The sequence below is a fragment of the Enterococcus sp. FDAARGOS_553 genome (assembly GCF_003812305.1).
Classification (GTDB): domain Bacteria; phylum Bacillota; class Bacilli; order Lactobacillales; family Enterococcaceae; genus Enterococcus_D; species Enterococcus_D gallinarum.
In genome coordinates this window covers 1,383,332-1,408,417 of the sequence record NZ_CP033740.1, presented here as the reverse complement: position 1 = coordinate 1,408,417, position 25,086 = coordinate 1,383,332, and the positions used below count along the sequence as shown (strand labels likewise).

Sequence of the window (25,086 nt, the reverse complement as noted above, 5' to 3'; positions counted from 1 at the left end):
AGACAGGAATGAAAGAATTCACCTCAAAAACAGCAGAAAAAGAGTATTATGAAAAAGAAGCTTCTGAAGCAGAATTTTTAACTTGGTATCGCAGTCAGGACCAGCCAAAATATGAGAAGCCTTCTGTGACAGTCGATATGGTCTTGATGTGTTACAACAAAGAAGAAGAAGAACTGAAGATTGCACTGATTCAGCGAAAAGGGCATCCCTTTCGAAATTCTTGGGCTTTACCGGGTGGTTTCGTCAATCCGAATGAGTCAACTGGTCAAAGTGTCATTCGCGAGACGCAAGAAGAGATCGGCGTAACCATCTCAAAGCAAAACATCGAACAACTCCATACCTTCAGCACGCCAGGGCGAGACCCGCGGGGCTGGGTCATTACGGTCAGTTATCTCGCTTTTATCGGCGAAGAACCTTTGAGCGCTGGGGATGATGCCAATCAAGTCCGCTGGTTTTCATTAGAGAGAAAGGCGAACCAAATCTTTTTATCTAGTGGCGATGTTGAGATTATCTTGGACCTAGTCTCGGGACAATCTGTCGGTAAGGATACATTGGCTTTTGACCATAGCGCGATTATTTTGAAAGCATTTGAACGAGTGGCAAACAAAATGGAACACGAACCACAAGTACTGCTGGTTCTCGGCGAAAACTTCACGATCACTGAAGCACGTAAAGTCTTCGCTAAATTTTTGGGGATCGATTTTAAATTGATTGACCATTCAAATTTCAAAAAAGCCATGCTTCAATATTTCACGGAAATCGGTGAAAAGCCCGTCGGTATTGGACGACCTTCGAAAATCTATGAATTGAATGCTGATGTGCTTGGCGACAAAATGTAGGCCGTGCAAAGAGGCTGCAACACAAGCAAACAAGAACCGAAACGATAGACGAATCACTTTCAGCTGAGCATAAAGCCAGCGTCTGTGGGTTTGTGTATCGTTTGGGTATTTTTTGTTTTGCCTGACGTCACAGCCTCTTCGCTGGTTAATCATAATTAGTGAGCAGAATTCCTAGAAACAAAAATCCAAAGATTTTTTCTATCCCCTAGGCGATCCCTGGCGCTCCTCCCAGTTCGTTTCACTTTCGATTACACGCAACATTTGCGTCATTTTTTGACACTCTTTGGCCGACAAAGAAATAAATCGGACTTCTTTGCCGTACCACTCTGCTTTGTACGTGATTTTACGAATAAACTGATGCCAGTCGCTGACTGAAAAATTCCCTGTAGATCTACAAGTCTCATCGATCAGCCGTTCCAAAAAAATCGTATCGTATTGTTTGACCAGATGAAAGGTTACTTGATCGATGTATTCTTTTTTTTGATCACGATGCGCTCGATATAGCTGAGAAACTTTTCCTTTTTGTTTTTGATAATTACGAGCATGACTAAGCACCATTTTTTTTCGTTTGACAGCTTTTGCTTTCACATTTAGTTTTCGTTCTGCACGGGCCAGCCTTTGTTGAGATTTGATGGCATTGGTACTGATAAAGGGTAACTGTGCATTGGCCTCTACCAACACTTCTGGATGATAAACCAAGGCAATCTTTCGTTGGTTCTTCGGCAAGGGCTGAATTTCTTCGATGCAAAGAATCGAAATATAAAATTCAGTATTGTTTCTTGCAGAAATCGTCGCCGATTTAATCTGACCATTGATTGGCCGATGACGCTTGACTGCAACGAATGATTTCAATTTAGGCAATTTCAACTGATCATCGACCAAGTAGATCGTATGTTGTTGATTGTTTGTCGTATACGATTGCCAAATATTCTTTTTCGTCTTCAGTTTAGGAAAGCCTGCTCGCTTTTGAAAATAGTTGCGAAAAGCCCGTTCCAAATTGCGCTGGGCGTTGGCCAGTGCCAAACTGTCGGTCTCTTTTAAAAAAGGATACTCTTTTTTTAATTTTGCAGGTGTTAGTTTTTCTTTTTCTGCATTTGTAGTAAGTTCTTCCATCTTTGCTTTTAGCAATTGATTATAGGTGAAGCGTACGCAACCAAACGTTTGGATAAAGAACTGCTTTTGTTCCTCTGTAGGATAGATCCGAAATTTGTATGCTTTTAAAACACTCAGTTTCATCTCCTCCTAAACAGGTCTACCCCTTTTTTTGTGCCAATTTTTTCTGATACTGTGCCGCTTCTTCCTTCGTAGCATAAATAAAATGCCCCTCTGCGATTTCTTCCATGGCACGAGGCTTGTCATCTGTTGGTTCGCTGACGTATTTGATGCGCTTCCGTTCTCGTTCATGATCTGGGTCTGGCAGTGGAATCGCCGACAAGAGACTCTCTGTGTACGGATGGACCCCATAATGATAGATTTCATCACTAGAACCTACTTCCAAAAGTTTACCATTATGCATCACACCGATGCGATCGCTGATATGTTTGACCATTGATAGGTCATGGGCAATGAATAGATAAGTCAGCTTATGTTCTTGCTGTAAATCTTGCAGCAAATTGACGATTTGGGCCTGAATCGAAACATCCAGAGCCGAAATCGGTTCATCACAGATGATGAACTTGGGATCTACCGCTAGTGCTCGGGCAATCCCAATCCGTTGCCGCTGTCCTCCGGAAAATTCGTGGGGATAGCGAGTTCCATGACTTGGGTTTAAACCAACAGTTTTCAACAAATCATCTACGCGCTGGTTGCGTTCCTTTTCGTTTTTTGCCAATCCGTTGATATCGATCCCTTCAGCAATGATATCGCGAACTTTCATTCGAGGATTCAATGATGCATACGGATCTTGGAAAACCATTTGTACTTCTCGACGGAAATCAGCTAAATCTTTTTTGCCTTTGATTTTCATGACATCTTGTCCATCAAACAAGATTTCTCCTGCCGTGGGATGATTCAGTCGAATGACCGTTCGACCAGTCGTTGACTTCCCACTACCGGATTCTCCTACTAGTCCAAAGGTTTCTCCTTCATAGATCTGAAAGGAGATATCATCTACAGCCTTGACTTCGTCTTTGCGACCGACATTAAAATATTGTTTTAAGTTCTTTACTTCAAGCAACACTTTCTCCAATGGGTTCTCCTCCTTTATACAGATGCCTGTCTAGTTTTTTCTTGGAATTTTTTCCAACGAATCAAGATTTCATCCGGAGGGGTAACCTTAGGTGCTTGCGGAGCTAAAAGCCACGTAGCTGCTTTATGGGTCGGTGAAACATCAAAGAATGGGGGTTGCTGTTCGGCATCGATCTGCAAAGCAAACTCATTTCTAGGATAAAAAGCATCCCCAGTCGGCGGATCCAACAAATCTGGTGGTGAGCCAGGAATCGCATACAGACGATCCCCCGTCCCCTCCAAGGTAGGCATGGAACCTAACAGCCCCCAAGTGTAAGGATGCTGTGGATTATAGAATATTTCTTCTGCTGTTCCCACCTCTACGATTTTGCCGCCATACATGACGGCTACCCGATCTGCCACATTTGCTACTACTCCTAAATCATGGGTAATAAAAATGATCGATGAATTGATTTTTTGTTGGATATCTTTCAACAACTCAAGGATTTGGGCTTGAATCGTTACATCCAGTGCCGTAGTCGGCTCATCAGCAATCAGGATCTGTGGATAACAGATTAATGCGATGGCAATGACGATCCGTTGCCGTTGTCCCCCTGAAAATTGATGCGGATAATTTTTCAAACGCTTCTCAGCATTCGGAATCCCTACCAGATTCAAAAGATCCAAGGCTTGTCGGAGTCCTTCTTTTTTACTAAGCTTGTTATGTTTCATCAAAGATTCGGCCACTTGTTTGCCGATGGGCATCGTCGGGTCCAGAGAAGTCATGGGATCTTGGAAGATCATCGCAATTTCTTTTCCGCGAATCTTTTGTAGTTCTTTCTCAGATTTCTTGAGAATATCCGTTCCATTGAATAGGATCTCTCCATTATCTATATTGGCGTTACTAGCTAATAATCCCATGATACTGCGGGTAGTTACTGATTTCCCACTACCGGATTCGCCAACGATCGCTAGTGTTTCGCCTTTGTATAGTTCGAAACTGACATCGCGGATCGCTTGGACTTTCCCTGCAAAGGTATCAAAGGAGATCTCTAAATTTTTCACTTCTAACACTTTTTCCATAGCAATCACTCTTTCATTTTCGGATCGAAGGCATCACGGAGTCCATCAGCAAGTAAGTTGAATCCGATCATAATGACCGACAACGTAACCGCCGGCACCCACATTTGGTAAGGCAAGAATAAAAAGGTCTTGTACCCGTCGCTCAGTAACATCCCTAGCGATGCTGAAGGCGGCTTTAAGCCCAAACCGATAAAACTTAGAAAAGCCTCGAAGAAAATCGCTGATGGGATACTGAACATCATTTGGACAATAATCACACTCGAAATATTCGGCAAGATATGCTTCATCGCAATCTTCATACGGCTCTCACCTAATGTCGTAGCAGCTAGCACAAACTCTTGATCTTTTAATTTCATTGTTTGCGCGCGAACAATCCGAGCCATTGGAATCCAGTTGGTGATAGCCATCGCAGCTACGATCGAAAAGATTCCTGGTTTGAAGACGACCAGCATCAAAATCATCACCACTAGATTCGGAATCCCAGAAAGGATCTCTAAGAAACGTTGCATGATATTATCCACTCGTCCCCCTAATAAACCGGAAATCAATCCATAGGTCACGCCAAAGATGATATCTAGCAAAGCGGCAATAAAGGCAATCAATAGCGAGATTCTCGTTCCGACAAATAAACGGCTCAACAGATCCCGTCCTAGTCCGTCGGTTCCTAGTAGATAGTAAGTGCCTTCTGGAACATTGGCAGCAGCATATTTATCAACCAATTCACCACCAACCATTGCATACCCATTTAATCCTGGGAGATTGAGTCCGGGAATTTTGGGAGGCAGATTCGTGAACTTCACGTTTTGCGCAGTAGGGTCATGGGGAGAAACAAAGATCGTAATAATCGAGATTGCAATAATGATCAGCAATAGTACGATCGAAAATACAGCTGCTTTGTTTTTCTTCAGACGGCGCCATGAATCTTGGAAAAAGGTCAGCGATGGCGCAGCAATTGCTTCTCGTTCTTCTTTGGTATTTTTTTGTAACGGCTGAAATTTGGCTGCATCAATGGCAGCTACTTGATTGATTGTTTTCTCTTCCATTAGCCACGGCTCCCTTCTGACACACGGATACGCGGATCAACGATACCATACAAAATATCTACCACTAAAATCACAAATACTAACATGGCAGAGTACAAAATCGTGACTGCCATGATTGTTGGATAATCATTTGTCATGATTGATTTTACGAATTGTTCGCCAATCCCCGGAATCGCAAAAATATTCTCAACAACCAATGAACCCGTCATCAATCCAACGGCTAAAGGTCCTAACAAGGTAAGCAGCGGGATCAAACTGTTCCGCAAACCATGCTTGAAGGCGATCTCCCAGCGGCTCAGCCCTTTGGCACGAGCCAACTCAACGTAATCACTGTGGAGCACCTCGACCATCTCGGTTCGAATAAAGCGGGCAGAGTCTGCCAGTGGCGACATGGCTAATGCGATCGTTGGCAAAATCGTGCTTGCAAAAGTTTCCCATTTGGCGATTGGCAAGACACCTAATTTGATGGCAAAAATGTATTGCAGCAAAACGGCAAAGACAAAGTTCGGAATCGAACGTCCCAAGATCGCTACTAGCGTTGACGTCGTATCAATCCATGTATTTTGTTTCATAGCGGAGATCGTCCCTAAAATGATACCGAAAAAAGTCCCAAAAATAATTGCCTGCAGCCCCAATTGTAAAGAAGGACCAATCCGACCAGATAATAGATTCGCTACCGGTTGATTTTTGAATTGGAATGAAATCCCAAAGTCGCCTTTAACTAAATTCGTCAAATACAGCCCATATTGAGTAATCATCGGTTTATCTAAACCTGCTTGTTCATTCAATAAGGCAATCTGTTCGGGACTCAGTTTTTCTGCATTGGTATAAGGTGTTCCTGGTAAAAATTGCATTAAGAAAAATGTGATCGTGGCAATCAACCATAAGGTCAATACCATATAGAATATCCGTTTCAATAAATATTTCAAAAAACCGTTCACGCGTCTTCCCCCTAGGTATTTTGACTTCTTATCAATAATTATGTAAATTAAGTAGTACGAATCATTAAAAAGGAGTCAACTTATGCGGATAAAAAAAAGTAGTGGGCTGATCGCCCTCATATGTACCCTTATTTCCATTAGCTGGTTGTTTTTCAAAAAGGAATTGACCCTGTCAACTATCTCGGATGCACTATTTCTTTGGGCTTTATTCTTCTTGATCATCGGCGGTTTTCTTTGGGTCTTTGCCTCTGGGTTCTTTGATCATTTCCAATATTCAATGAAAAAAGCTTTTTCCAAAAATAAAACCGATTACCTTAAACTCTCCGATGTTGGTAAACAAAGCTACGGCTTTTGGCTATGGCCAGGAATTTTTTTACTGCTACTTTCTTTGCTCTTTTTATTAATCAATACTCTTTAATTTAGTAACCTATCGTTTCGTGTCTTTTGTCGACTGCCTTTCTGCTTTAGAAAAAAAAGCCGGCTGAGACTGTATTCAAGAGAAGATTTCCATACGTGACAAATAGTGAAGCACTTGGCATTTTGGAGAAGCAGCAGCTTCTCCATTTTTGTTATGCCTGTTATTCCAGCTATTCATCGATAATCGTCATCTTGTATCCAGTTACTGTCCCAGCCGCTAGGCATTCAAGTGGTTATTCAATCGATGTCCACTTGTAATCGTATTGTGCGCCTGCTGCATGAGCAACGACACCTTTTACATTTGGTGCACGTAAATGAGCTTCTGCTTTTTGGTAAACTGGGATTACTCCTTGTTCACTCATGATTAGTTTTTCCGCATTGACTAAATCTTCCCAACGCTTTTCTGGGTCATTGACGTTAGTCGTACTTGCAGATTTAATCAAGGCATCATACTCTTCATTGCTCCATTGACCACGGTTATATGAGTTGCCAGTCGTGAATAAGTCTGTAAAACTGCTAGCATCTGCATAGTCAGCTCCCCAACCACCCATCAACATATCAAAGTCTCCAGCGTTGGAACGATCCAAACGAACAGAGAATGGTACGGGGCTTAACGTTACTGTTAAACCATCCAATGTTTTTTGCAATGTATCTTGTACATATTCAATGATTTTCTTCGTAGAATCTGTATCAGAGGCTAAGATATCAAATTCAAGAGAATCGATTCCCAATTCTTCTTTAGCTTTTTCCCAATGCTCTTTGGCTTTGGCCTCATCATATTCTAAAACACTGCCTGCTGATTTAGTAAAATCAGTATTGTCGGATGGGCTAAAGGTCATGCCTTCTGGTACTAGACCTGTCGAAGCAATTGAGCCGTCCCCTAAAATCGATGTCACTAAAGCGTCACGATCAATGGCATACGAAATTGCTTTACGTAAATTTTCATTGCGGAATGGTGATTTTTCATCGCGTTGATTGACTTCAAAATAATAGGTCGTTGCTTCTGGTTGAGAGACAAACGCTTCATCATTGGCCATTTGCTGTGCAAGTTCCCCTGTAAGAATGACATCATCAGCTTGACCATCTTGGAACAAGTTCAATGCAGTCGCTGATTCTTTAACAACACTCACATTGATAGTTTCTAATTTCACTGTATCTTTATCCCAATACTGATCATTCTTTTCGTATGCCCATTCGGTATCGGTTCCTGGTCCATCAAATCCGGTAAGAACAAAAGGTCCATTATAAACGGCATTGTCGCTCGTTGCCGCATATTGATCCCCGTGTTCTTCAACAACCGCTTGACTTTGCGGAAAGAAAGATGGGAATGCCAGCAAGTAGTCAAAGTAAGGAGTGGCCTTTTCTAATGTGATCTCTAACTCATGATCGCCAACTGCTTTGATTCCTAATTCAGACGGATCTTTCTCTCCGGCTGTGATAGCTTCCGCATTTTTTACTGGTGCGTACAAGTAGGCATACTCTGAAGCCGTCTCAGGCTTGACTGTTCGTTGCCAACCATAGACATAATCAGCTGCTGTTACAGGTTCGCCATTTGACCATTTTGCGTCATCACGTAATTTGATCTTATAAGTCAATCCATCTTCACTGACTTCTGCTTCTTCTGCTGCTCCAGCTGGCTGCGGTTTGCTGTCAGCGTCTAAGCGGTACAACCCCTCATATACATTATTTAGCGCACTGAAACTGATTGTATCTGTCGCAAGGGACAAATCGGCACTTGGCATTTCTTGTTGAACCACAACATTGAATACCTGTTCCGCATTGCTTTCGCTGCTGGCAGCTGATCCGCTGCTTGAATTATTTGAACCACCTGTGGTACAGCCTGCTAAAACTAAGCCGCACACAGCAACCAATCCATATGCCCATTTATTTTTCATCCTGAACTACTCCTTAATTGATTTAATTTTCAGAATAATCGCTCTTTTCTGAAGTTAGATTAGATTTTAATTAATAATTATTAAAAAAGCAATCTTTTTTTACAATTTTTAGCATTAAAAAACACGATAAAAGACAATAACTTTGAAGAATTTCTACTAAATATTACTAGAAAACTAATAAATATGCTACTTTCATCTTCTTCTCATTTTTATTTTAAAGACCATTTTTTCTTTTAAAAAAAACAAAAAGAGTTGTGTCATAAGTTACAAAAAACAAGCATATATCCGAACAATCAATGAAAGACACTCACTTTACAGCCGTGTCTTGTCGCTAATCTTGATGATTCTTGCGACCTTCATTTTTGATCATTCGGATATCATTTGTTTCAACTTATGTTCCAACTCTTGACTAGTTTTAAGAAACATCTTGGCCACTATAACTGTCTGTGTCCGTTTTGACAAGCAATGTTCAACTAGAAGACTTAAGAAACTAGCCATTCTCCGCCAGCAGCAACAACTTCGTCTCGCAAAAAGGCAGTCAAACGCTCACCTATTTGTTCATCTGGATGTCGGGGATCAACTAAGCTGATCTCTTGCTGCCAGATAGTGTCGCTTTTTTGGAAGGCACTCACAAAGCCGACCAATTGCTCTCCTTCAATAGCTGCAATGACAACTTTATTCGGCTGCAGTAATTCTTCTGCTGTCCGCTGCTCTTTTTGATAGGTAGACGGATAAATTAGAACGGCTAAGTCGATCAGCTGATCACGTAAAATATAATTCTCTCTATCAAATTCAGTAATGATCATGATTTGCCCCCTTCGCATTTCGCGTGTTCCACTAGATGAATTCTATCAATAAATCGATAAAAAGACGAATAAATGACTTTCCGCGCTTCATACTTGCTCGTTACTTGAAATAAATAAGATCAGACAACATCGGCCTATTCTCGCAAGCAACCTATCCTCTTACAAGTTATATTCCTAGTTGTCTGATCTATCTATCGTTAAATCAATTCGTTTTAATTGACAATCTGTTCGTGCCGCTTAATGAATGGCGCCCCCGATTGCTTTGATGTCTTCTTTTCCTTGATAATCGACAATCGCACCGATTGCCGCTTCCAATCCTTTCGCAATATCTTGTAAGCTCATAGCCGGTTGACCAGGCTTGTCAACAACTTGCTCCGGAACGAATGGGACATGAATGAAGCCCCCTTTAAGCGTTGGGTATTTTGTATCGATCATGTATTGTACTTGATACATGATGTGGTTGCAGACAAATGTACCGGCAGTATTTGAAACAACAGCAGGAATCCCGGCTTCTTTCATCGCAGCTACCATTGCTTTGATCGGCAACTGACTGAAATAAGCAGGTTGACCTTGAGGCTGGATGGCTTCATCTACTGGTTGATTGCCTTCGTTGTCTGGAATACGTGCATCATCGACATTGATCGCCACTCGCTCAGGTGAAATAGCAAAACGTCCGCCTGCTTGTCCAATATTCAAAACAACATCAGGTTGGATCTCTTCAATTTTAGTTTGTACAACTTCAGCTGATTTGCCGAAAACAGTAGGAATTTCTAATTTAACTATCTTTGCTCCGTTGATTTCTTCTGGTAATAATTTAACAGCTTCCAACGCTGGGTTGATTTCTTCTCCGCCAAATGGATCAAATCCTGTGACTAAACATTTCATATTGATCATCCTTTCTATTCCTTTTTACCACTAAAATGCCCAAAAGTACATCAATCCGATATGGATCACAATTAGCAGCACGGCAATCGGTGCTTGGGTTTTGATTACTGCATTCGAATTTTTCATCTCGAGTAATGCGACGGGTAATGCATTGAAATTGGCTGCCATCGGTGTCAACAATGTTCCGCAAAAACCGGCAGTCATCGCCAGTGCTCCTGCTACAACGGGATCTCCCCCTTGAGCGATTACGAATGGGACACCGATTCCGGCAGTAATGACAGTAAATGCCGCAAAGCCATTTCCCATGATCATTGTAAATAAAACCATGCCTAAACAATAGGCAATCACACCAATCAAACGATTGCCTTCGGGTACTACACCTGAAATACCATGGGAGATCACTTCTCCAACACCAGCAGCATTAAAAATCACGCCTAGAGCCGCTAGTAATTGTGGCAAGATACCAGCAGTACCGACTTGTTGGAACATACGATCGGAATCATCCAGCACTGTTTTTGGTTTAGCAGAGGTCAATACCATTGCTAAAATCAACGCCAAAACAGAAGCGATCCCGATCCCAACTTGTCCGCCTAAAGGTGTGTAGGAAATCGCAACTGCGATGACTGCTAGTGAGATACAAGGGATAAAAATCTTACTGCCGATTCTTTCGGCGGCTTGTTCTGCTTTTTGTTCATCGACATCCACGATTTTACCAATTCGAACTTGCTTGAAGAACGTCAATACGCCCATACAAATAATGATGATCCCATCAATGATGTAAGGAATAAAGTTTCCGAAAGCAAAAACGATACCAAGTAAAAGCCAAAATGTTGCTGTACCCAGTCGTGTTGGATGGGTCGCATCTTTAAAGACTCGAACAGCAGTCATGATTGACAAGAGACCGATCAAAATATAAAAGAATTCTAAAATATTATTGATGATTGCTTCCATTTACTTTTCCTCCTTTTCGCCATATTTTTTAGACATTTTGCGATCGAAAGCCAGATTTGAAAGGGTAGCAATGACTAAAACGATCAGCGCGATAGGGATTGAAGCCTGTGCGATTGCACTGGCGGCTACGTCATAACCCAATGATTTTAACGTTCCAGTGATCAATAAAACACCCGAAGCCGCCACAAACGTATTTTGGGCAAAAAAGTTCCCGTAGTTCTCATTAGCTGCCGCCCGAGCTTTGATTTTTTCCTGATCTGCTTCTTCTAGTTCGCCATACTTGTTCTCCGCTGCGGCTTGCGCCATTGGGTTTACGATTGGACGAATAAATTGCGTGTGTCCTTGGATCCGAATCGAGAAGAAACCTGCTAGTTCTCGAATAAACAAATACAAACTTAAAAACTTGCCTGGGGTCAATCCTTTGATTTTTTCAATCAAAACAACGGCCTGTTGTTTCAATCCAAAGCGTTCTGAGATTCCTACCATTGGTAGTGTGAGTAGGAATAAGGTCACGAGACGATTGTCTACAAATGCCTTTCCTAACATTGATAAGAAATCAGTAAAATCTATCCCCGAAACTAATGCGGTTGCTAATCCTGCGATCAGAACAACGGCGATCGTGTCGAGTTTCAGCAAAAAGCCGACAAGAATTACCAAAATACCAATCAATTTGATCCATTCCATGGAATCATCCTTTCATCATGTGTGTTATTTTTATTTCTATCAATTCTTATAGTATAGACGATTTTTCAAGCCATGAGTATCGGAATTTTGAAAAAATCCAGAGAAATCGTTTTCCTTTGTTGTTATCCAAAACAGTTCTTTTCTGAAATAAAAAAATCAGCAAAAGCAGGAACCGCACCCGTCTTTGTCTCAGAGCTGGCCTTTTTCAGCGGTCTGTCAACAAAGAGTGCCGTTCACCTACTTTTCTGATTTTGAAAAAACGGTCTCCTGTACCGTTTTTTGATAAAAGTCTGTTCAATGAGCGACTTTCCCGCCTTCATGGTCAGACTTATTTGTTTCTAGGCAGTGACTTGCTTTTTCATCTGTTTGCTGCGCAACTGACCGCAAGCTGCATCGATATCCGTCCCATGTTCTTTGCGAATCACACAGTTGATACCATTTTTCTTCAAGATGTCATAAAATGCTAAAACATCTTCTTTCTTACTGCGAGCATACTGATCATGTTCACTGACAGGGTTGTAAGGAATCAAGTTCACATAAGAAAGCTTGCGTTTATTCTTGAGCAATTCGACCAATTGCCGCGCATGCTCTGGTCGATCATTGACATGATCCAGCATGATGTATTCAAACGTGATTCGCCGATTGGTTTTTTCCAAATAGTAGTCAATAGCTTCCATTAGTTTTTCAATCGGGAAACTGCGGTTGATCCGCATCATCGAAGTTCGTACTTCATTATTTGGAGCATGGAGTGAAATCGCAAGGTTCACTTGTAAGCCATTTTCAGCAAACTCTTTGATTTTATGAGCTAAACCACTGGTTGAAACAGTGATATGGCGCGCACCAATCGCTAGTCCTTTCGGATCATTGATAATCTGCAGAAACTGCATGACATTCTCGTAATTGTCAAAAGGCTCGCCGATTCCCATCACCACCACATGGGAGACACGTTCTCCAGCATTCAATTCATCGAAATAATGTTGCACCAGCATGATCTGAGCGACAATTTCTCCAGCAGTTAGGTCTCGTTGTTTTTTTAGCAGACCGCTCGCACAAAATGTACAGCCGATATTACAGCCGACTTGTGTCGTCACACAGACTGACATACCATATTCCTGACGCATTAAGACGGTCTCAATCATATGATTATCGGGTAACTGGAACAAATATTTGACTGTGCCATCGCTGGCTTCTTGTAAGACGATTTGTTTCAAAGGATTGATCACAAACGATTCATTTAACTTAGTTACCAATGATTTAGGCAAATTGGTCATTTCTTCAAATGTCGCTACTCGTTTCTCATATAACCATTCCCACACTTGATTCGTGCGGAATTTCTTTTCTTCTTGCTCAGTCATCCACAAAGATAAGGACTCTTTGGTTAATCCATAAATTGAAGGTTTCACATTGCTTCCTCTTTTCAAAATAGTCGCTACATACTATAACTGAATTTTGCGTATAAAGCAACTCATCTCCGAGGCTTGTTGAAAGCAGAATTACGAATGCAACACTCTGATCTCAGAATATAAAAAAAGATAAAAGACTGAACGATCTTGTTCTAGACACTGGGCTCTTTTTCCTAATTTATCGTTTCTGCTAAAATTTTCCCTGCTAATGCAAAAAACTTTCCTCACGTATCACATATAGTGATGGAAAGTTTTTTTGTATTCACGTATTGAATTCAATGACTTTGCCATCTTTCGCGACTAATTCGCCACGTTGCGGTGGGCTTGTGTGCAGGTAAAGCTGCAATGGCATCTCCAATGTCAATGTCTTTTCTCCTTGCTGAAAGACACCATAGTAACTTGCTTTTTCCTGATCTTCATATGTATGGCTCAATAAAAAATACCCTTTTTCAACGTCTTCTTGTTTCTTTTTAGTTTCCCGTAAAAAGCGCCGCAAGTGTTGATAAGTATAAAATAAAAATAGTATCAGTGTTGCCGCTAATAACAAATATCCTAGCATCATGAATGAATCGACGACGTGGAATAAGCCGTCTCGACTCCCACACTGATCATTAATGCCGCATCGACTTCACACATGATTGATTCATCTAGATGACAAACCTTCTCCTTTAGTCGACTTTTGTCGATTGTCCGAATCTGCTCCATCAAGATCACTGAATCTTTACCAATCCCTGTACAAGTCGCTGAGATCCCAATATGGGTCGGCAGTTTTGGCTTAGCCATTTTAGCCGTGATCGCGGCAATGATCACCGTTGGACTAAAATGATTGCCTAAATCATTTTGAATCACTAATACTGGCCGAATCCCTCCTTGCTCCGATCCAACGACCGGTGACAGATCGGCAAAATAAATGTCTCCCCTTTTTACCATAGGACCACCCTAACTTTTATATTCTCGCGGCACCCTTGCAGAAAGCGTGCATGCCACTTCATAATGAATCGTCTCTAATTGTTCCGCTACCTTTTGCATAGTGATGCACTGTCCGTTATCTTCGCCGATCAATGTGACTTTTGTTCCCGCAGGAAATGACCGGGGTAAACGGATCATCAGCTGATCCATACATACACGACCAACGATTTCACAATACTCACCAGCTACCAATAAAGAAAATCCTTGCATTTTTCGCAACCAGCCGTCCGCATAACCAATCGGTACCGTACCGATCCATTCTGCTTGCGGCGTGATATATGTTTCACCATAGCCAATTCCGGCTCCTTTTTCAAGTAATTTCACTTGGACCAATTCAGAAACAAGAGACAAGGCTGGTTTCAATGGATATGTTTCTGGCAATGCCGTTCCTGAAGGATTCAATCCATACATCGCAATGCCATAGCGAACCATGTTCCCTACGGCTTCTGCGTGCCACAAAGCAGTAGCACTATTGCCGGCATGGACATACCTTGGCAATTCAGGCAGACATGCCAATGCGGTTTGAAACCGTTGATTTTGTTCTTGCCAATACGTATCATCTGCTTGATCGGCCGTCGCAAAATGGGTGAAAACCCCTTCCCATGTGAACAAAGACTGCTCTTGGAGCCATTTGACAGCCGAGAGTAACTCTTCATTAGAAATAAAGCCAATTCGCCCCATTCCTGTATCAACTTTCAAATGGACCTTCAGCGGATTGGTGACAGGATTTTTTTGCAAGAAAGCAGCCGCTTCTTGCAACCACTCGTTCGTACTTACTGGAAATGAAAGATTGTAGTAGCTCAGCAAACCGATATCTGCCACAGAAACGATCCCCAACACCAATATTGGTTCACTGAATCCAGCTTCCCGCAACTCGATACCTTCATCGACTGTCGCAACACAAAAACCGGAAGCGCCCCCTTCTAGAGCTGCTGTTGCTGTCTCAATAGCCCCATGTCCGTAGCCATTTGCTTTGACCACAGCAAATAAATCCGTTGCCTTTGGCAAACGCGCCACTTCATTTTCAACATTTTCTTTGATTGCCTTTAAATCTATAATGGCTTTCGTTGGTCTATGGATTGAAACGACCATTCCACTTTCCTTCTTTCTCTAGTGATTCCCTTAACGAATCGCTATCTCTGGCATTATTCATTCTCCAACAAGATTTGCGCAAAGGCAGTCTCATTGGTATGAGTGATACTGACAAACGTCTGATGTAGAGGGTGAGGTGCCTTTGTAACAACGGGCGCTCCAGCCTCGTTGGTCAGAACTTCGATATCTTGAAAAGACAATTTCCCAATTCCTGTTCCCCAAGCTTTCGAAAAAGCTTCTTTACAAGCATACCGTCCCCCAAGAAATTCAATCTGCCTTTTTTTTGGCAGCTTGAAAAACAGTTCAGATTCCTTCTCAGTTAATATACGCTGAATAAATTGCGGTTTGTTTTCAATCAATTCTTTGATGCGGGCTAATTCTACTGCATCGATCCCGATACCTTTGATCATTTTCTATCCTTTTCTGTTCAGCAAGAACCTTTATTCCATGACTGTTCATTACGATTTTATATCTATCTATTTAATACATCAGCTGCATTTATTTTAGTTTCATTCTACCAAAAAAAAAGGGAATTACCACTCAAAACTAAAGGGTTTAATGGATGGTTAAGAAATTTTTGAGAGGCTCGTTCTCCAGTTTTCCTTGACTATACCGTCTTTTCTCAAAAAGGGCAAAAAAAATATCCGAACAATGATCGATCACGCCAAGTGGCCTCTTGGTCAGTGGCACACATTGGCAGGTTGATCGAAAAAAGTTCAGATAATTTTGTGTCGAAAAAGGTGCTGAAAGCGACCTCTAAGGACTAGTCTTGATTGTTGCGGATAACGAAGCCGCGTTTTTTGTCATTGCTGCGACGGTTATTTTTGCGAGCGCCGTCTTTGCTGTAATTTCCTCGAGCTTTGCCGCTGCGGTTGCCGCCGTTGTCTTTACGGTTGCGGTTGTTGCTGTTGTTGCTGCGACGACCATTTTTATTGAAAGATTTCTTTCCTTGCGGTAATGGTCTTTCTGGTGTGATCTTCACAGGGACAAGATCAGATGGATCTTTCGCGATTGTTTTAAGAAGCAAAGCAGCCAAGTCTTGTGCTGAGTAGCGTTCCAATAAATCATCTGCAGCTTGGAGGTATTTATCCAACCCGTTTTCATCCATTTTCACTTCTACTTGTTCAATTGCTGCACCTAATTGCCCCTTAAAAGCTTCTTTTTCGGTTGGTGGACGCATTGGTGACATCCGTTTTTTAGTTAGATTTTCAATAACATGCAAATAACTCATTTCGTTTGGTGTAACGAAAGTTACGGAGATTCCGCCTTTACCTGCACGGCCCGTCCGTCCGATACGGTGAACATAACTCTCTGGATCTTGAGGAATATCATAGTTGTAGACGTGAGTCACACCAGAAATATCTAATCCTCGAGCTGCAACGTCTGTAGCAACCAAAATATCTAAATGACCGCTCTTGAATGAACGTAATACGCTCATTCGTTTTTGTTGAGACAAGTCTCCATGGATTCCTTCCGCTTTGTAGCCTCGAGCTTCTAGTCCTCGTGCCAATTCATCGACACGACGTTTTGTCCGACCAAAAACGATCGTCAACTCAGGTGTTTGTACATCCAACAAACGAGTCATAATATCGAATTTTTCATAGTCTTTTGAACGAACATAATATTGATCGATCAAATCAGCCGTCATTTCTTTCGCCTTGATTTGAACATGTTCAGGGTTTTTCATGAATTTTACGCCAATGCTCTTGATTGCAGGAGGCATTGTTGCTGAAAATAGTAAGGTTTGACGTTCTTCAGGTACTTGGCTGATGATCTTCTCGATATCTTCCAAGAAGCCCATGTTCAACATTTCGTCTGCTTCATCCAAAACAAGTGTTTCCACTGTGCCAAGTTTCAATGTGTGGCGGTTGATATGGTCTAACATACGTCCTGGTGTACCGACAACGATATGGGGACGATCTTTTAGTTGACGGATTTGACGACCAATATCCGCACCACCGTAAACCGCTTGAACCCGGATTTTTTTGTCTTTTCCTAAACGATATAGTTCTTCTTGGGTTTGGATCGCTAATTCCCGAGTAGGTGCAATCACTAATCCTTGTAGTTGGTGATTTGCTGGGTCGATTTTTTCCAACATTGGCAAGCCGAATGCTGCTGTTTTTCCGGTACCGGTCTGAGCTTGACCGATGACATCTCTTCCTTGCAACGCAAGGGGAATTGTTGCTTCTTGGATTGGTGTTGCTTCTTCAAAGCCGGCACGCTCAACAGAAGTCAATAATTCGTTTGATAATTCTAGATCTTTAAATTTCAAATGGATCCTCCTAATTTGGTCATCATCATGATGCCTGTTTTCTTTAATCGAAGCGTACTTTCTTCAGAAACACAAGAGCAGTCCCATCTCTTATCTTTCTCTTGTTACCGAAAAACCGCTTCACGAAGGCATTATAAAAGGCTAAAACAAATCTTTCTGTCTCAGCCATCATTTTATCTCAAAACGTCAATGTTTATTTACAGTAATCATTCTGTGCTTCATCTTTCGGCATTAAATAAGTATAGCACAGAATGAAAATTTCAGCAAGATTTCACGCTTACTTTACATTGCTGTTAGAGAATCAATTACCTCAACCAGGCCCATTCCGTTGCTCCCCTTTAAAACAATGCTATCCGTAGGCTGCAGTTCTTTTTGTAGTTGTGTGATCAGCGCCGCTTTTTCCTCTTTGCTAAAGAAATGGACTCGATCGGCTAAGCGGCTTTGATCCAATGCACGTTTCAACGCTTGCATCTCACTACCGTACAAAAAGATCAAATCGAACCTTTCATCTAAATGATCCGCCATCGCGGCATGCATCTTCGCTGAATCAGGACCTAACTCCAACATGTCTGCTAGCACAGCGATCCGTCTGCCAGTCAGAGGCAATTTTCTGAAACTGTCTAAGACTAATCCCATCGCTGTTGGGTTTGCATTATAGACATCGCTTAAAATAGCGGCGCCATTCGCAGCTTTCAGCCATTGTGTACGATTCTTTGTCAGTTGAAAATCAGCCAATCCTGCTTTGATTTTTTCTTCTTCAATCCCCAAATAACGACCGATGCCAATCGCGATCAAGGCATTCTTTACATTGTAGCCGCCGATCACTGGAATCGTATAGACTTGATCCGCTACCGTAAAAGCTGTTTGTTCTTGGGTTTCTTCTTGGATCGTTCCTTTAAGATTGCCTTCACCCAAACCAAATGTTTCTACCTGCTGAGTCAACTCTGCAAGGTAGGGGGTCAATAAAGGCTCGTCTGCTGGTATCATGAAAAATCCTGCTGGGTCTAAGCCGGCAGTGATTTCCATCTTGGCTTTCGCGATTCCTTCACGAGAACCAAGATTCTCAATATGGGCTTCACCGATCAATGTGATCGCTGCAACATCTGGCTGAGCCAAGTGTGACAAGACCTCGATTTCCCCCGCATGATCCATCCCCATCTCCAATACAAGAACTTCTGTATCCGCTGGTGCATGCAGAATCGTTAGTGGCAAACCAATTTCATTATTGTGATTTCCTTGTGTTTTGTAGGTTTTGAACTGCTGTGCCACCACCGCATCTACCATATCTTTTGTGGTAGTCTTACCATTGCTACCTGTAATAGCAATTACTTTTGGCGCCAGTTTTTCTTTATAGAATTTTGCCAGCTTTTGAAAGGCAGCTAGGGTGTCTGATACTTCGATGATCATTAGTCCTTCTGGCGGCTGGATTGTCGGATGGCTCCAAAAAGCAGCGATTGCTCCTTTTTCTTGTGCTTGTTGAGCAAACTCATGGCCATCTCTCGTTCCGGCCAACGGCACAAACAAACTATCGGTAGTGACCAAGCGGCTGTCAAATTCTACACTGCTGATCATTGTCTGATCGGCACATTCTACGCCAAATAAAGCGGCAACTTCTTTTATCGATAGATTCATCTTATTTATCTCCTTAAGTTAAAAACAGGGAAGATCATGGTCCTTTCAAGCTTCACCTTGAGTTGAACTGATTTCCCTATTTGTGATTATTCGACATCGGTTAAAAAGGCTTGACGCTGTTTAAAACGGTTGACTCCTAATTGAATCAATTCCTCAATCAAATCACCATATGGCAGACCGGTTTTTTCCCACAACAGCGGGTACATACTAAACTCGGTAAAACCAGGCATCGTGTTCAATTCATTCAGGAATAATTCGTTTTTGTTCGTCAAGAAAAAGTCGCAGCGGCTGAGGCCGCTTCCTCCAAGCATCGTATAAGCTTTTTTGGCAAACTCTTGCGCTTTCGCTTGTGTCTCCTCAGGAATTTGAGCTGGGATCTGCATCTCAATCTTATTGTCAAGATACTTCGAATTGTAATCATAAAAAGCTACATCTTTAACGATCTCGCCGGGCATTGTTGTACGCACATCTTCATTTCCAAGAACAGCGACTTCGATTTCGCGAGCTTCGATCCCTTGTTCTACGATCGCTCGTGTATCATAACGGTAGGCTTCTTGAAGTGCATTTTGCAATTCTTCCCGATTTTCAGCTTTTGTGATCCCAACACTTGAACCCATATTGGCAGGTTTGATAAACATTGGATACAAAAGACTGCCTTCACATTGTTCAAATACTTTTTTAGGATTTTCTTTCCAATAGTTTTTAAGAACGGGTACATAAGGAACTTGCGGAATCCCCGCCGCCTGCAAGATATATTTGGTCATAATCTTATCCATGCCACAGGCACTAGTTAAAACCCCTGCGCCTACATAAGGCATGCCGATGGTCTCTAGAAAACCTTGGATCGTTCCATCTTCTCCATTTGGTCCGTGGAGCAGCGGAAAAACAATCGCATCCTCTTCCTTGATCTCACCAGGTTGGATCGGCGTCCCTTGGTAAGCCGAATCCGTCAGATTCAACACTTCTTTGGATGTAGGGGCTTCAGTCAATAAAGAGCCTTTTAGCCACTGGCCATCTCTCGTGATCATTACTAATTGTACTTGGTAGTAATTATAATATACAGCATTGACTACTGAAAAAGCGGATAGAAGCGATACATCATGCTCTGCACTGCGTCCGCCATATAATAAAATAATTTTCAAAAGAAATTCCTCCTGTATTCATTGTTTCTACCAAAACTAATTCTTCCACATTTTAGCACAAAAACGAAGCTGCGACATTATTTCTTGCCGATTTTAACAACTGAAATCATCCGTAGTTGAATGTTTCTTGATTTCTTCGTACTATTAGACTAGCGAAACTTAAAGAATAGAGGTGCCCGTATGGAACAGGAATCACCATCTAAGAAAAAAAGACTCAGACAGATCGTTCAAGTGTTTCTCAAATACAAAGTGATTCAAAATTTAAGTAAGCAGCAAGATCCCCTCGCTGTACGCAAAGCCTTTGAAGAATTAGGACCCACCTTCATTAAAATCGGACAAATGCTTTCCGTCCGTAGCGACTTATTATCTGACGCTTTTATCAATGAATTCAAACACTTGCAAGACAATGTCAAAAGCGATCCTTTTCCGCAAGTCCAGGCGCTGTTAGAAGCAGAATGGGAACAACCTCTGACAGCCATTTTTACAACTTTGCAAGAAAAGCCCTTAGCTTCGGCATCTATCGGTCAAGCTCACCGTGGGACTCTAAAAGATGGCAAAGAAGTTGTTGTCAAAGTACAGCATCCCGGCATTATTTCCGCTATCCAAGTAGATCTCGATTTGTTTGAAAAAGCGATTCCTTTGATTCGCTATATTCCAGAAACGAATGTGGTGGATCTTAAAAGCGTTCTGCATGAAGTTCGACGCTCATTGGATAATGAAACAAACTTTCTGCAAGAAACGAAAAATGCGCAAGAGTTTTATCACTTCAATCACCACTGGCAGCAGATCGAGATTCCTAAAGTCTATCCTCAGTGGTGTACACGTAAAGTCATCGTCATGGACTATATGGAAGGAGAAAACCTAAACTGTTTGCTTGCTCGAAAAAACAATGAACAATTTTTTCCCAACCGGACAGTAAAAGAAATCAAGAAAGAGGTCGGTACCCTGCTGGTAGAGAACTTTATGAAGCAAGTCTTTGAAGACGGCTTTTTCCATGCAGACCCTCATCCTGGAAATATCTTCTTGCAACCACTGGATCCCGATCAGCAAACAGCTCCTTTCCATGTAAAAAAGAAAGTTGGTGTTTTAGGCGGTGTTGATTACTCCTTAAAATGGCAGGATGAGGAGACACTGCCGCCTTATCGCTTGATCTTTTTAGATTTCGGAATGATGGGACATATGGACCAGACCCTTCGCAGTCGGCTGGCAGATGCCTTGATCGCATTGTACACTCAAGATACCCAACAAGTTGGTAGAGCTGTCCTACGCCTTTGCCGTCGGGAAAGAAACTTCGATGAAGTGGATTTCTATCAAGATCTTCAGTCTTTTGTTGAAAATTATTACAACATGCCGATCAAAGATATTGATTTGCAAAAAGTATTAGCTGAAGTCATCACTATCTGTCATGACAATCATCTACAGATGCACCGTGACATCACGCTGCTGATTAAAGCTTTCGGAACGCTTGAAGGAGTAATCGAGGCACTTGACCCTCAATTATCGATGATGGAAGTGACACAGCCATTTGCTCAGAAATACTTTTTGCAGCAGCTGGATCTTGAAGAAGAAATGAAAAAAAGTTTGTTAGCCAGTGCCAAAAGTCTCCGAGCACTCAGTCGACTCCCTGATCGAACATTAGCTGCTGTCAACACACTAGCTACTGGCAAGCATCGTCTGAATATTGAGATCCGCCATCAAAAACAGCTGCTGGACCGTTTTGATCAAATGATCAATCGGCTAGTGATTGGCATTATCTTAGCAGCAGTGATTTTAGGTTCCTCTCTTTTAGTCGTTGCAAGTCCCCAACAGGGCAGCTTTGTTCATCAAATGGGTATCTTTGGCTATTGTATAGCCTTTGTGGCCATCGTCACCGTTGCCGGAAAATATTTTTATGATCGTTTTCGAAAAAAATAAACGATCCAGCAGTCTCCTCAATGATGGTTACTGCTGGATCGTCTTTTTAATTTCTTGCTCTAGAACTTGTTTGAATTGTTGACGATCCTCTTTCGTGAATGGTTTCGGTCCTTTGGTCCGCTTCCCGGCTTTACGCATTTGTGTTCCTAAATACCGTTGCCCTAATAAAAAGTCGATAGTCTCCGGCAAATATTCTGTCCCGTTATGATGAAAAACACGGGCTTTTTTTGGTAATACAAGTGAAGCTAAGCCATAATCTTGTGTGACTAAAAAATCGCCCGGTTGAATTTCTTTAACAATCTCATAGTCGGCTCGATCGGCCCCCTTATCCACATAGACAAAATGAACAAAATCAGGATATTCTTTGGCCGTATAGTGATCGACACTAGTGACGATCACAACTGGCAATGCAAACTGCGCACCTAATTCAATGACTTCGTTTTTTACTGGGGAACCATCCCCATCGATCAGTAATCGCATCGTCTCGCCCCCTTCCTTTTATTGTAGAAGTTTCTGCTGCAAGATGCAAGACAAGGCTGTATCCGCTCTGATGAGAAAATACAGCCTTGAGTTTAGTCTTTCAGTAACAAGTTTATTAGGAGTCCCGCATGACAAATTGACGCTCTTTTAGTTCATAAACAACATCACAGACTTTCGCTACTTCTTGTTCATGGGTCACTAAGATGATACATTTCTTTTGTTCATGGGCAATTTCTTGAAACAGTTGAACGATATCTTTTGAGGTCGTTTCATCTAAATTACCGGTGGGCTCATCTGCCACGATCAACTCATGTTCACAGCATATAGCCCGGACGATGGCCACTCGTTGTTGCTGTCCACCCGAAAGCTGGGTAACTTTCTTCATAGCTAATTCTTCAGTTATCCCAACTTTAGCCAGGTTTGCCAAAGCATATGCCTTTTTATCTGTTTGTTGTGACTTGGCAATCGCCATTGCGGTAGTCACATTATCCAGTGCCGACATATAGGGCAACAAATTATAAGCTTGAAAGACGATAGAAACATCTTTACGACGGTATTCTCGCAATCCAATTTTGTTCAACGGTTCGTTATCGTAATAAATATTCCCTTCTTTTGGTGTGTCCAATCCCGTGATTAATGAGAGAAAGGTCGTTTTACCAGAACCGCTGGAACCAAGGATCGCGTACATTTTTCCAGAATCAAAGGTCAAATCTACTTCTCGAAAAAGGGCTTCAGATTCTGTTTGGTACCAATAACCTAATTTTTCTGTTTGTAACGTCATGCTATCCCTCCTAGGAAACCAATATTTTTTTTGGATTGAGGCGCAAAATTCCAGCTGAAGATAATAGAATGGACCCAAAGCTGATCCCTACACCTAACAATGCCAATAAGCCGATTTCTTGGAATGAAACCGTAATAGCTAACTCTTGTACTTCTGCCGAGGGTGTAAAAGCGGATAGCCCGCTTCTGCCATTAGGACCGCCGTTGCCCATACTTGGCATTCCTTCCGGACCATTCATCCCTGCGTCCGCTTGTTCCGTTGTCGTTTGTTGAGCCAACAGCTGCTCGCCCACGATATTCCCTACAACATTGCCACTAGCTGCAGCGATTCCCAATGCAAAGAACATACAGATAGCAATCTCGGTAAAAAACTGTAAAATGACTTTTATTCGCGATTCGCCTAAAGATAACAGAACGCCGATCTCATATTTGCGTTCTCTGATCGACAACATTACGATCAATGTCAATATGATGACACCGGCAACCGCAACTAGCACAATTATATTTTTGGCAAAACTTGCAACATTATTCAATGGTGTCAACATCGACTGATACATTTGATCATTCGTTTGGATACTGTAGGTATCGGTATCAATCAGTTTTTCAGCTTGAGCAACGAAACTGTCCATTTCTGAAGGATCACTCAACGTATAAGTCGCCGAATCTAACGTATCCTCATTACCCGCCAATGTATTAACGAGAGTATAGGATGCAAACAATGTATTGGCTGGGTTCAAAAAATTGAACATTTGGCTCATACTGTTCCCAACTTCACTGGTTTCATAGATCCCTTTGATCGTTACTTCGACTTCATTGTCTTCACTATCAGAAATAACAAATTTGTCGCCAACTGAAAGCCCATTTGCTTCTGCTAATTCTGATTCGATCAAGACATGATTCGTCCCTTCATCTCCTGCAGTGATGGCTTCACCATCGGTAATTTTCGCGGTGCCTTCTGAAAAACTTGTATAGTTCGTACTTTCGGAAACACCAGTGATTTGAAAATCGCCGCTGCTCATTCTGCCTCCTTGCATATTAGGCATCCCACTTGGCTGGCCATTCGTTGCTCTAGATGAATCCTCCGTAGATTCTGTCGCTGTACTTTCGTCATCCTCACTTGAAATAGCTTCAATGCCACTGACAGCATCGGCTGATGTACTCGCTTCAAAGCTATAGGATGCTACCCCACTTAACGCTGCAATTGCTTGAGCATCACTAAGATTTACCGGTGTATTCTGGAAACTGCCTGGATCGGGCGGTGTCGACTCCCCCTCTGAAGTATCTGAAGAAGCTGTTTGGCTGTTTTGTCGAAGAGACTCCCGATTGGCTTGCAGCGTCACCGTCGCTCCCACGCTTTTTTGTGCGTTTTCGGTTGCGACTAAAGCAGCACTGCGGATTGTCAATCCTGCTAAAACAAAAATCAAAATTGCCGAAAAAACAGCAATTAGCAGCAAACTTCGACCTTTCTTTGCCCACAAACTTTGTAAGCCGCGTTTCATAAAATTCATCTCATATCCTCCTCTACTAAACGTAGCTTGACTATATGTTTACTAGCTTAAGTACACCTTAAAATAGGCATGGTCTATCCACGATATCTTTAGACACTGTCTGCTTCAATCTCGGAAATGGAGGGCTAGAATATCCTTTCAGAATGTTACACTTTAATGGCTTTTTACCAATCATGTATAGCAA

At 42.0% G+C, this 25,086-nt stretch carries 24 protein-coding genes; 3 read left to right on the top strand and 21 right to left on the bottom strand.

Annotated features, from left to right (window positions below; genetic code table 11):
* Window positions 1-8 precede the first annotated feature (8 nt).
* The gene (locus EGX73_RS07290; RefSeq protein ID WP_003128584.1) at window positions 9-839 is read left to right on the top strand and encodes an NUDIX hydrolase; all 831 of its coding nucleotides are present in this window, start codon (window positions 9-11) and stop codon (window positions 837-839) included.
* A 198-nt stretch (window positions 840-1,037) separates the two neighbouring features.
* On the opposite strand, the gene EGX73_RS07285 is transcribed toward EGX73_RS07290, so the two are convergent.
* From EGX73_RS07285 to opp3b, 5 genes are read right to left on the bottom strand one after another with little or no spacing between them, the layout of a single operon-like run.
* Entirely contained in the window at window positions 1,038-2,075 is a 1,038-nt protein-coding gene (locus tag EGX73_RS07285; RefSeq protein WP_003128583.1) for an RNA-guided endonuclease TnpB family protein, read from the bottom strand.
* Between the two features lie 16 nt (window positions 2,076-2,091).
* A complete protein-coding gene (locus EGX73_RS07280; protein ID WP_003128581.1) occupies window positions 2,092-3,027 on the bottom strand; it encodes an ABC transporter ATP-binding protein in 936 nt (311 codons plus the stop codon).
* Window positions 3,028-3,041: 14 nt separating this feature from the next.
* Window positions 3,042-4,094: an ABC transporter ATP-binding protein gene (locus EGX73_RS07275; protein WP_029487296.1), complete on the bottom strand. Its 1,053-nt coding sequence runs from the start codon at window positions 4,092-4,094 to the stop codon at window positions 3,042-3,044.
* Entirely contained in the window at window positions 4,094-5,131 is a 1,038-nt protein-coding gene (gene opp3C / locus EGX73_RS07270; RefSeq protein ID WP_003128579.1) for an oligopeptide ABC transporter permease, read from the bottom strand. The genes EGX73_RS07275 and opp3C overlap by 1 nt, the downstream gene beginning before the upstream one ends.
* On the bottom strand, window positions 5,131-6,072 hold the full coding sequence (gene opp3b / locus EGX73_RS07265; RefSeq protein WP_003128578.1) for an oligopeptide ABC transporter permease: 942 nt from the start codon (window positions 6,070-6,072) through the stop codon (window positions 5,131-5,133). The genes opp3C and opp3b overlap by 1 nt, the downstream gene beginning before the upstream one ends.
* Window positions 6,073-6,154: 82 nt before the next feature.
* On the opposite strand from opp3b, the gene EGX73_RS07260 reads away from it, so the two are divergent.
* Complete coding sequence (locus tag EGX73_RS07260) at window positions 6,155-6,490, top strand: DUF3899 domain-containing protein (RefSeq protein WP_003128577.1); 336 nt, start codon at window positions 6,155-6,157, stop codon at window positions 6,488-6,490.
* Window positions 6,491-6,722: 232 nt separating this feature from the next.
* Here the strand turns inward: EGX73_RS07260 and EGX73_RS07255 are convergent, their stop codons facing one another.
* The 13 genes from EGX73_RS07255 to EGX73_RS07195 all read right to left on the bottom strand — a co-directional run bounded on the left by EGX73_RS07255 (window position 6,723) and on the right by EGX73_RS07195 (window position 20,220).
* Window positions 6,723-8,384 (bottom strand): peptide ABC transporter substrate-binding protein, encoded by a 1,662-nt coding sequence (locus tag EGX73_RS07255; RefSeq protein ID WP_003128576.1) that lies wholly within the window; start codon window positions 8,382-8,384, stop codon window positions 6,723-6,725.
* A gap of 482 nt (window positions 8,385-8,866) precedes the next feature.
* Entirely contained in the window at window positions 8,867-9,190 is a 324-nt protein-coding gene (locus EGX73_RS07250; RefSeq protein WP_005472773.1) for a hypothetical protein, read from the bottom strand.
* Window positions 9,191-9,427: 237 nt separating this feature from the next.
* Window positions 9,428-10,075, bottom strand: a complete 648-nt coding sequence (pcp, locus tag EGX73_RS07245; protein WP_003128574.1) for a pyroglutamyl-peptidase I — start codon at window positions 10,073-10,075, stop codon at window positions 9,428-9,430.
* Window positions 10,076-10,105: 30 nt separating this feature from the next.
* Window positions 10,106-11,026: a DUF979 domain-containing protein gene (locus EGX73_RS07240; protein ID WP_003128573.1), complete on the bottom strand. Its 921-nt coding sequence runs from the start codon at window positions 11,024-11,026 to the stop codon at window positions 10,106-10,108.
* Window positions 11,027-11,710: a DUF969 domain-containing protein gene (locus EGX73_RS07235; protein ID WP_003128572.1), complete on the bottom strand. Its 684-nt coding sequence runs from the start codon at window positions 11,708-11,710 to the stop codon at window positions 11,027-11,029.
* Window positions 11,711-12,048: 338 nt separating this feature from the next.
* On the bottom strand, window positions 12,049-13,065 hold the full coding sequence (gene rlmN / locus EGX73_RS07230; protein WP_050762675.1) for a 23S rRNA (adenine(2503)-C(2))-methyltransferase RlmN: 1,017 nt from the start codon (window positions 13,063-13,065) through the stop codon (window positions 12,049-12,051).
* Window positions 13,066-13,375: 310 nt separating this feature from the next.
* Window positions 13,376-13,675, bottom strand: a complete 300-nt coding sequence (locus EGX73_RS07225; protein WP_003128567.1) for a hypothetical protein — start codon at window positions 13,673-13,675, stop codon at window positions 13,376-13,378.
* The gene (locus tag EGX73_RS07220; RefSeq protein WP_003128565.1) at window positions 13,672-14,043 is read right to left on the bottom strand and encodes a type II toxin-antitoxin system PemK/MazF family toxin; all 372 of its coding nucleotides are present in this window, start codon (window positions 14,041-14,043) and stop codon (window positions 13,672-13,674) included. Before EGX73_RS07220 ends, EGX73_RS07225 begins: the two co-directional genes overlap by 4 nt.
* Before the next feature lie 9 nt (window positions 14,044-14,052).
* Window positions 14,053-15,174 carry an alanine racemase gene (gene alr / locus EGX73_RS07215; protein WP_003128563.1) on the bottom strand — a complete coding sequence of 374 codons (1,122 nt, stop codon included), beginning with the start codon at window positions 15,172-15,174 and terminating at the stop codon, window positions 14,053-14,055.
* Between the two features lie 53 nt (window positions 15,175-15,227).
* Complete coding sequence (acpS, locus tag EGX73_RS07210) at window positions 15,228-15,584, bottom strand: holo-ACP synthase (RefSeq protein ID WP_003128562.1); 357 nt, start codon at window positions 15,582-15,584, stop codon at window positions 15,228-15,230.
* A 353-nt stretch (window positions 15,585-15,937) separates the two neighbouring features.
* Window positions 15,938-17,446 carry a DEAD/DEAH box helicase gene (locus EGX73_RS07205; protein WP_003128560.1) on the bottom strand — a complete coding sequence of 503 codons (1,509 nt, stop codon included), beginning with the start codon at window positions 17,444-17,446 and terminating at the stop codon, window positions 15,938-15,940.
* Window positions 17,447-17,728: 282 nt separating this feature from the next.
* A complete protein-coding gene (murF, locus tag EGX73_RS07200; RefSeq protein WP_005472783.1) occupies window positions 17,729-19,078 on the bottom strand; it encodes a UDP-N-acetylmuramoyl-tripeptide--D-alanyl-D-alanine ligase in 1,350 nt (449 codons plus the stop codon).
* Window positions 19,079-19,164: 86 nt separating this feature from the next.
* Window positions 19,165-20,220 (bottom strand): D-alanine--D-alanine ligase, encoded by a 1,056-nt coding sequence (locus EGX73_RS07195; protein WP_003128558.1) that lies wholly within the window; start codon window positions 20,218-20,220, stop codon window positions 19,165-19,167.
* A 180-nt stretch (window positions 20,221-20,400) separates the two neighbouring features.
* Here EGX73_RS07195 and EGX73_RS07190 point away from each other — a divergent pair, with 180 nt between their 5' ends.
* Entirely contained in the window at window positions 20,401-22,134 is a 1,734-nt protein-coding gene (locus tag EGX73_RS07190) for an AarF/ABC1/UbiB kinase family protein (protein ID WP_041119801.1), read from the top strand.
* A 27-nt stretch (window positions 22,135-22,161) separates the two neighbouring features.
* On the opposite strand, the gene EGX73_RS07185 is transcribed toward EGX73_RS07190, so the two are convergent.
* The 3 genes from EGX73_RS07185 to EGX73_RS07175 all read right to left on the bottom strand — a co-directional run bounded on the left by EGX73_RS07185 (window position 22,162) and on the right by EGX73_RS07175 (window position 24,902).
* The gene (locus tag EGX73_RS07185) at window positions 22,162-22,614 is read right to left on the bottom strand and encodes a YaiI/YqxD family protein (RefSeq protein WP_003128555.1); all 453 of its coding nucleotides are present in this window, start codon (window positions 22,612-22,614) and stop codon (window positions 22,162-22,164) included.
* A gap of 115 nt (window positions 22,615-22,729) precedes the next feature.
* Complete coding sequence (locus tag EGX73_RS07180) at window positions 22,730-23,395, bottom strand: ABC transporter ATP-binding protein (RefSeq protein ID WP_003128554.1); 666 nt, start codon at window positions 23,393-23,395, stop codon at window positions 22,730-22,732.
* A 10-nt stretch (window positions 23,396-23,405) separates the two neighbouring features.
* Window positions 23,406-24,902, bottom strand: a complete 1,497-nt coding sequence (locus tag EGX73_RS07175; protein ID WP_005472789.1) for an ABC transporter permease — start codon at window positions 24,900-24,902, stop codon at window positions 23,406-23,408.
* Between the last annotated feature and the right edge of the window lie 184 nt (window positions 24,903-25,086).

Excerpts from the sequence above, each read along its gene's own strand:
- EGX73_RS07290 (WP_003128584.1), top strand. The coding sequence starts at position 9 with ATGAAAGAATTCACCTCAAAAACAGCAGAAAAAGAGTATTATGAAAAA.
- EGX73_RS07285 (WP_003128583.1), bottom strand. The coding sequence starts at position 2,075 with ATGAAACTGAGTGTTTTAAAAGCATACAAATTTCGGATCTATCCTACA.
- opp3C (WP_003128579.1), bottom strand. The coding sequence starts at position 5,131 with ATGGAAGAGAAAACAATCAATCAAGTAGCTGCCATTGATGCAGCCAAA.
- EGX73_RS07260 (WP_003128577.1), top strand. The coding sequence starts at position 6,155 with ATGCGGATAAAAAAAAGTAGTGGGCTGATCGCCCTCATATGTACCCTT.
- EGX73_RS07255 (WP_003128576.1), bottom strand. The coding sequence starts at position 8,384 with ATGAAAAATAAATGGGCATATGGATTGGTTGCTGTGTGCGGCTTAGTT.
- EGX73_RS07250 (WP_005472773.1), bottom strand. The coding sequence starts at position 9,190 with ATGATCATTACTGAATTTGATAGAGAGAATTATATTTTACGTGATCAG.
- pcp (WP_003128574.1), bottom strand. The coding sequence starts at position 10,075 with ATGAAATGTTTAGTCACAGGATTTGATCCATTTGGCGGAGAAGAAATC.
- EGX73_RS07240 (WP_003128573.1), bottom strand. The coding sequence starts at position 11,026 with ATGGAAGCAATCATCAATAATATTTTAGAATTCTTTTATATTTTGATC.
- EGX73_RS07235 (WP_003128572.1), bottom strand. The coding sequence starts at position 11,710 with ATGGAATGGATCAAATTGATTGGTATTTTGGTAATTCTTGTCGGCTTT.
- rlmN (WP_050762675.1), bottom strand. The coding sequence starts at position 13,065 with ATGACTGAGCAAGAAGAAAAGAAATTCCGCACGAATCAAGTGTGGGAA.
- EGX73_RS07225 (WP_003128567.1), bottom strand. The coding sequence starts at position 13,675 with ATGATGCTAGGATATTTGTTATTAGCGGCAACACTGATACTATTTTTA.
- EGX73_RS07220 (WP_003128565.1), bottom strand. The coding sequence starts at position 14,043 with ATGGTAAAAAGGGGAGACATTTATTTTGCCGATCTGTCACCGGTCGTT.
- alr (WP_003128563.1), bottom strand. The coding sequence starts at position 15,174 with ATGGTCGTTTCAATCCATAGACCAACGAAAGCCATTATAGATTTAAAG.
- acpS (WP_003128562.1), bottom strand. The coding sequence starts at position 15,584 with ATGATCAAAGGTATCGGGATCGATGCAGTAGAATTAGCCCGCATCAAA.
- murF (WP_005472783.1), bottom strand. The coding sequence starts at position 19,078 with ATGAATCTATCGATAAAAGAAGTTGCCGCTTTATTTGGCGTAGAATGT.
- EGX73_RS07190 (WP_041119801.1), top strand. The coding sequence starts at position 20,401 with ATGGAACAGGAATCACCATCTAAGAAAAAAAGACTCAGACAGATCGTT.
- EGX73_RS07185 (WP_003128555.1), bottom strand. The coding sequence starts at position 22,614 with ATGCGATTACTGATCGATGGGGATGGTTCCCCAGTAAAAAACGAAGTC.
- EGX73_RS07180 (WP_003128554.1), bottom strand. The coding sequence starts at position 23,395 with ATGACGTTACAAACAGAAAAATTAGGTTATTGGTACCAAACAGAATCT.
- EGX73_RS07175 (WP_005472789.1), bottom strand. The coding sequence starts at position 24,902 with ATGAATTTTATGAAACGCGGCTTACAAAGTTTGTGGGCAAAGAAAGGT.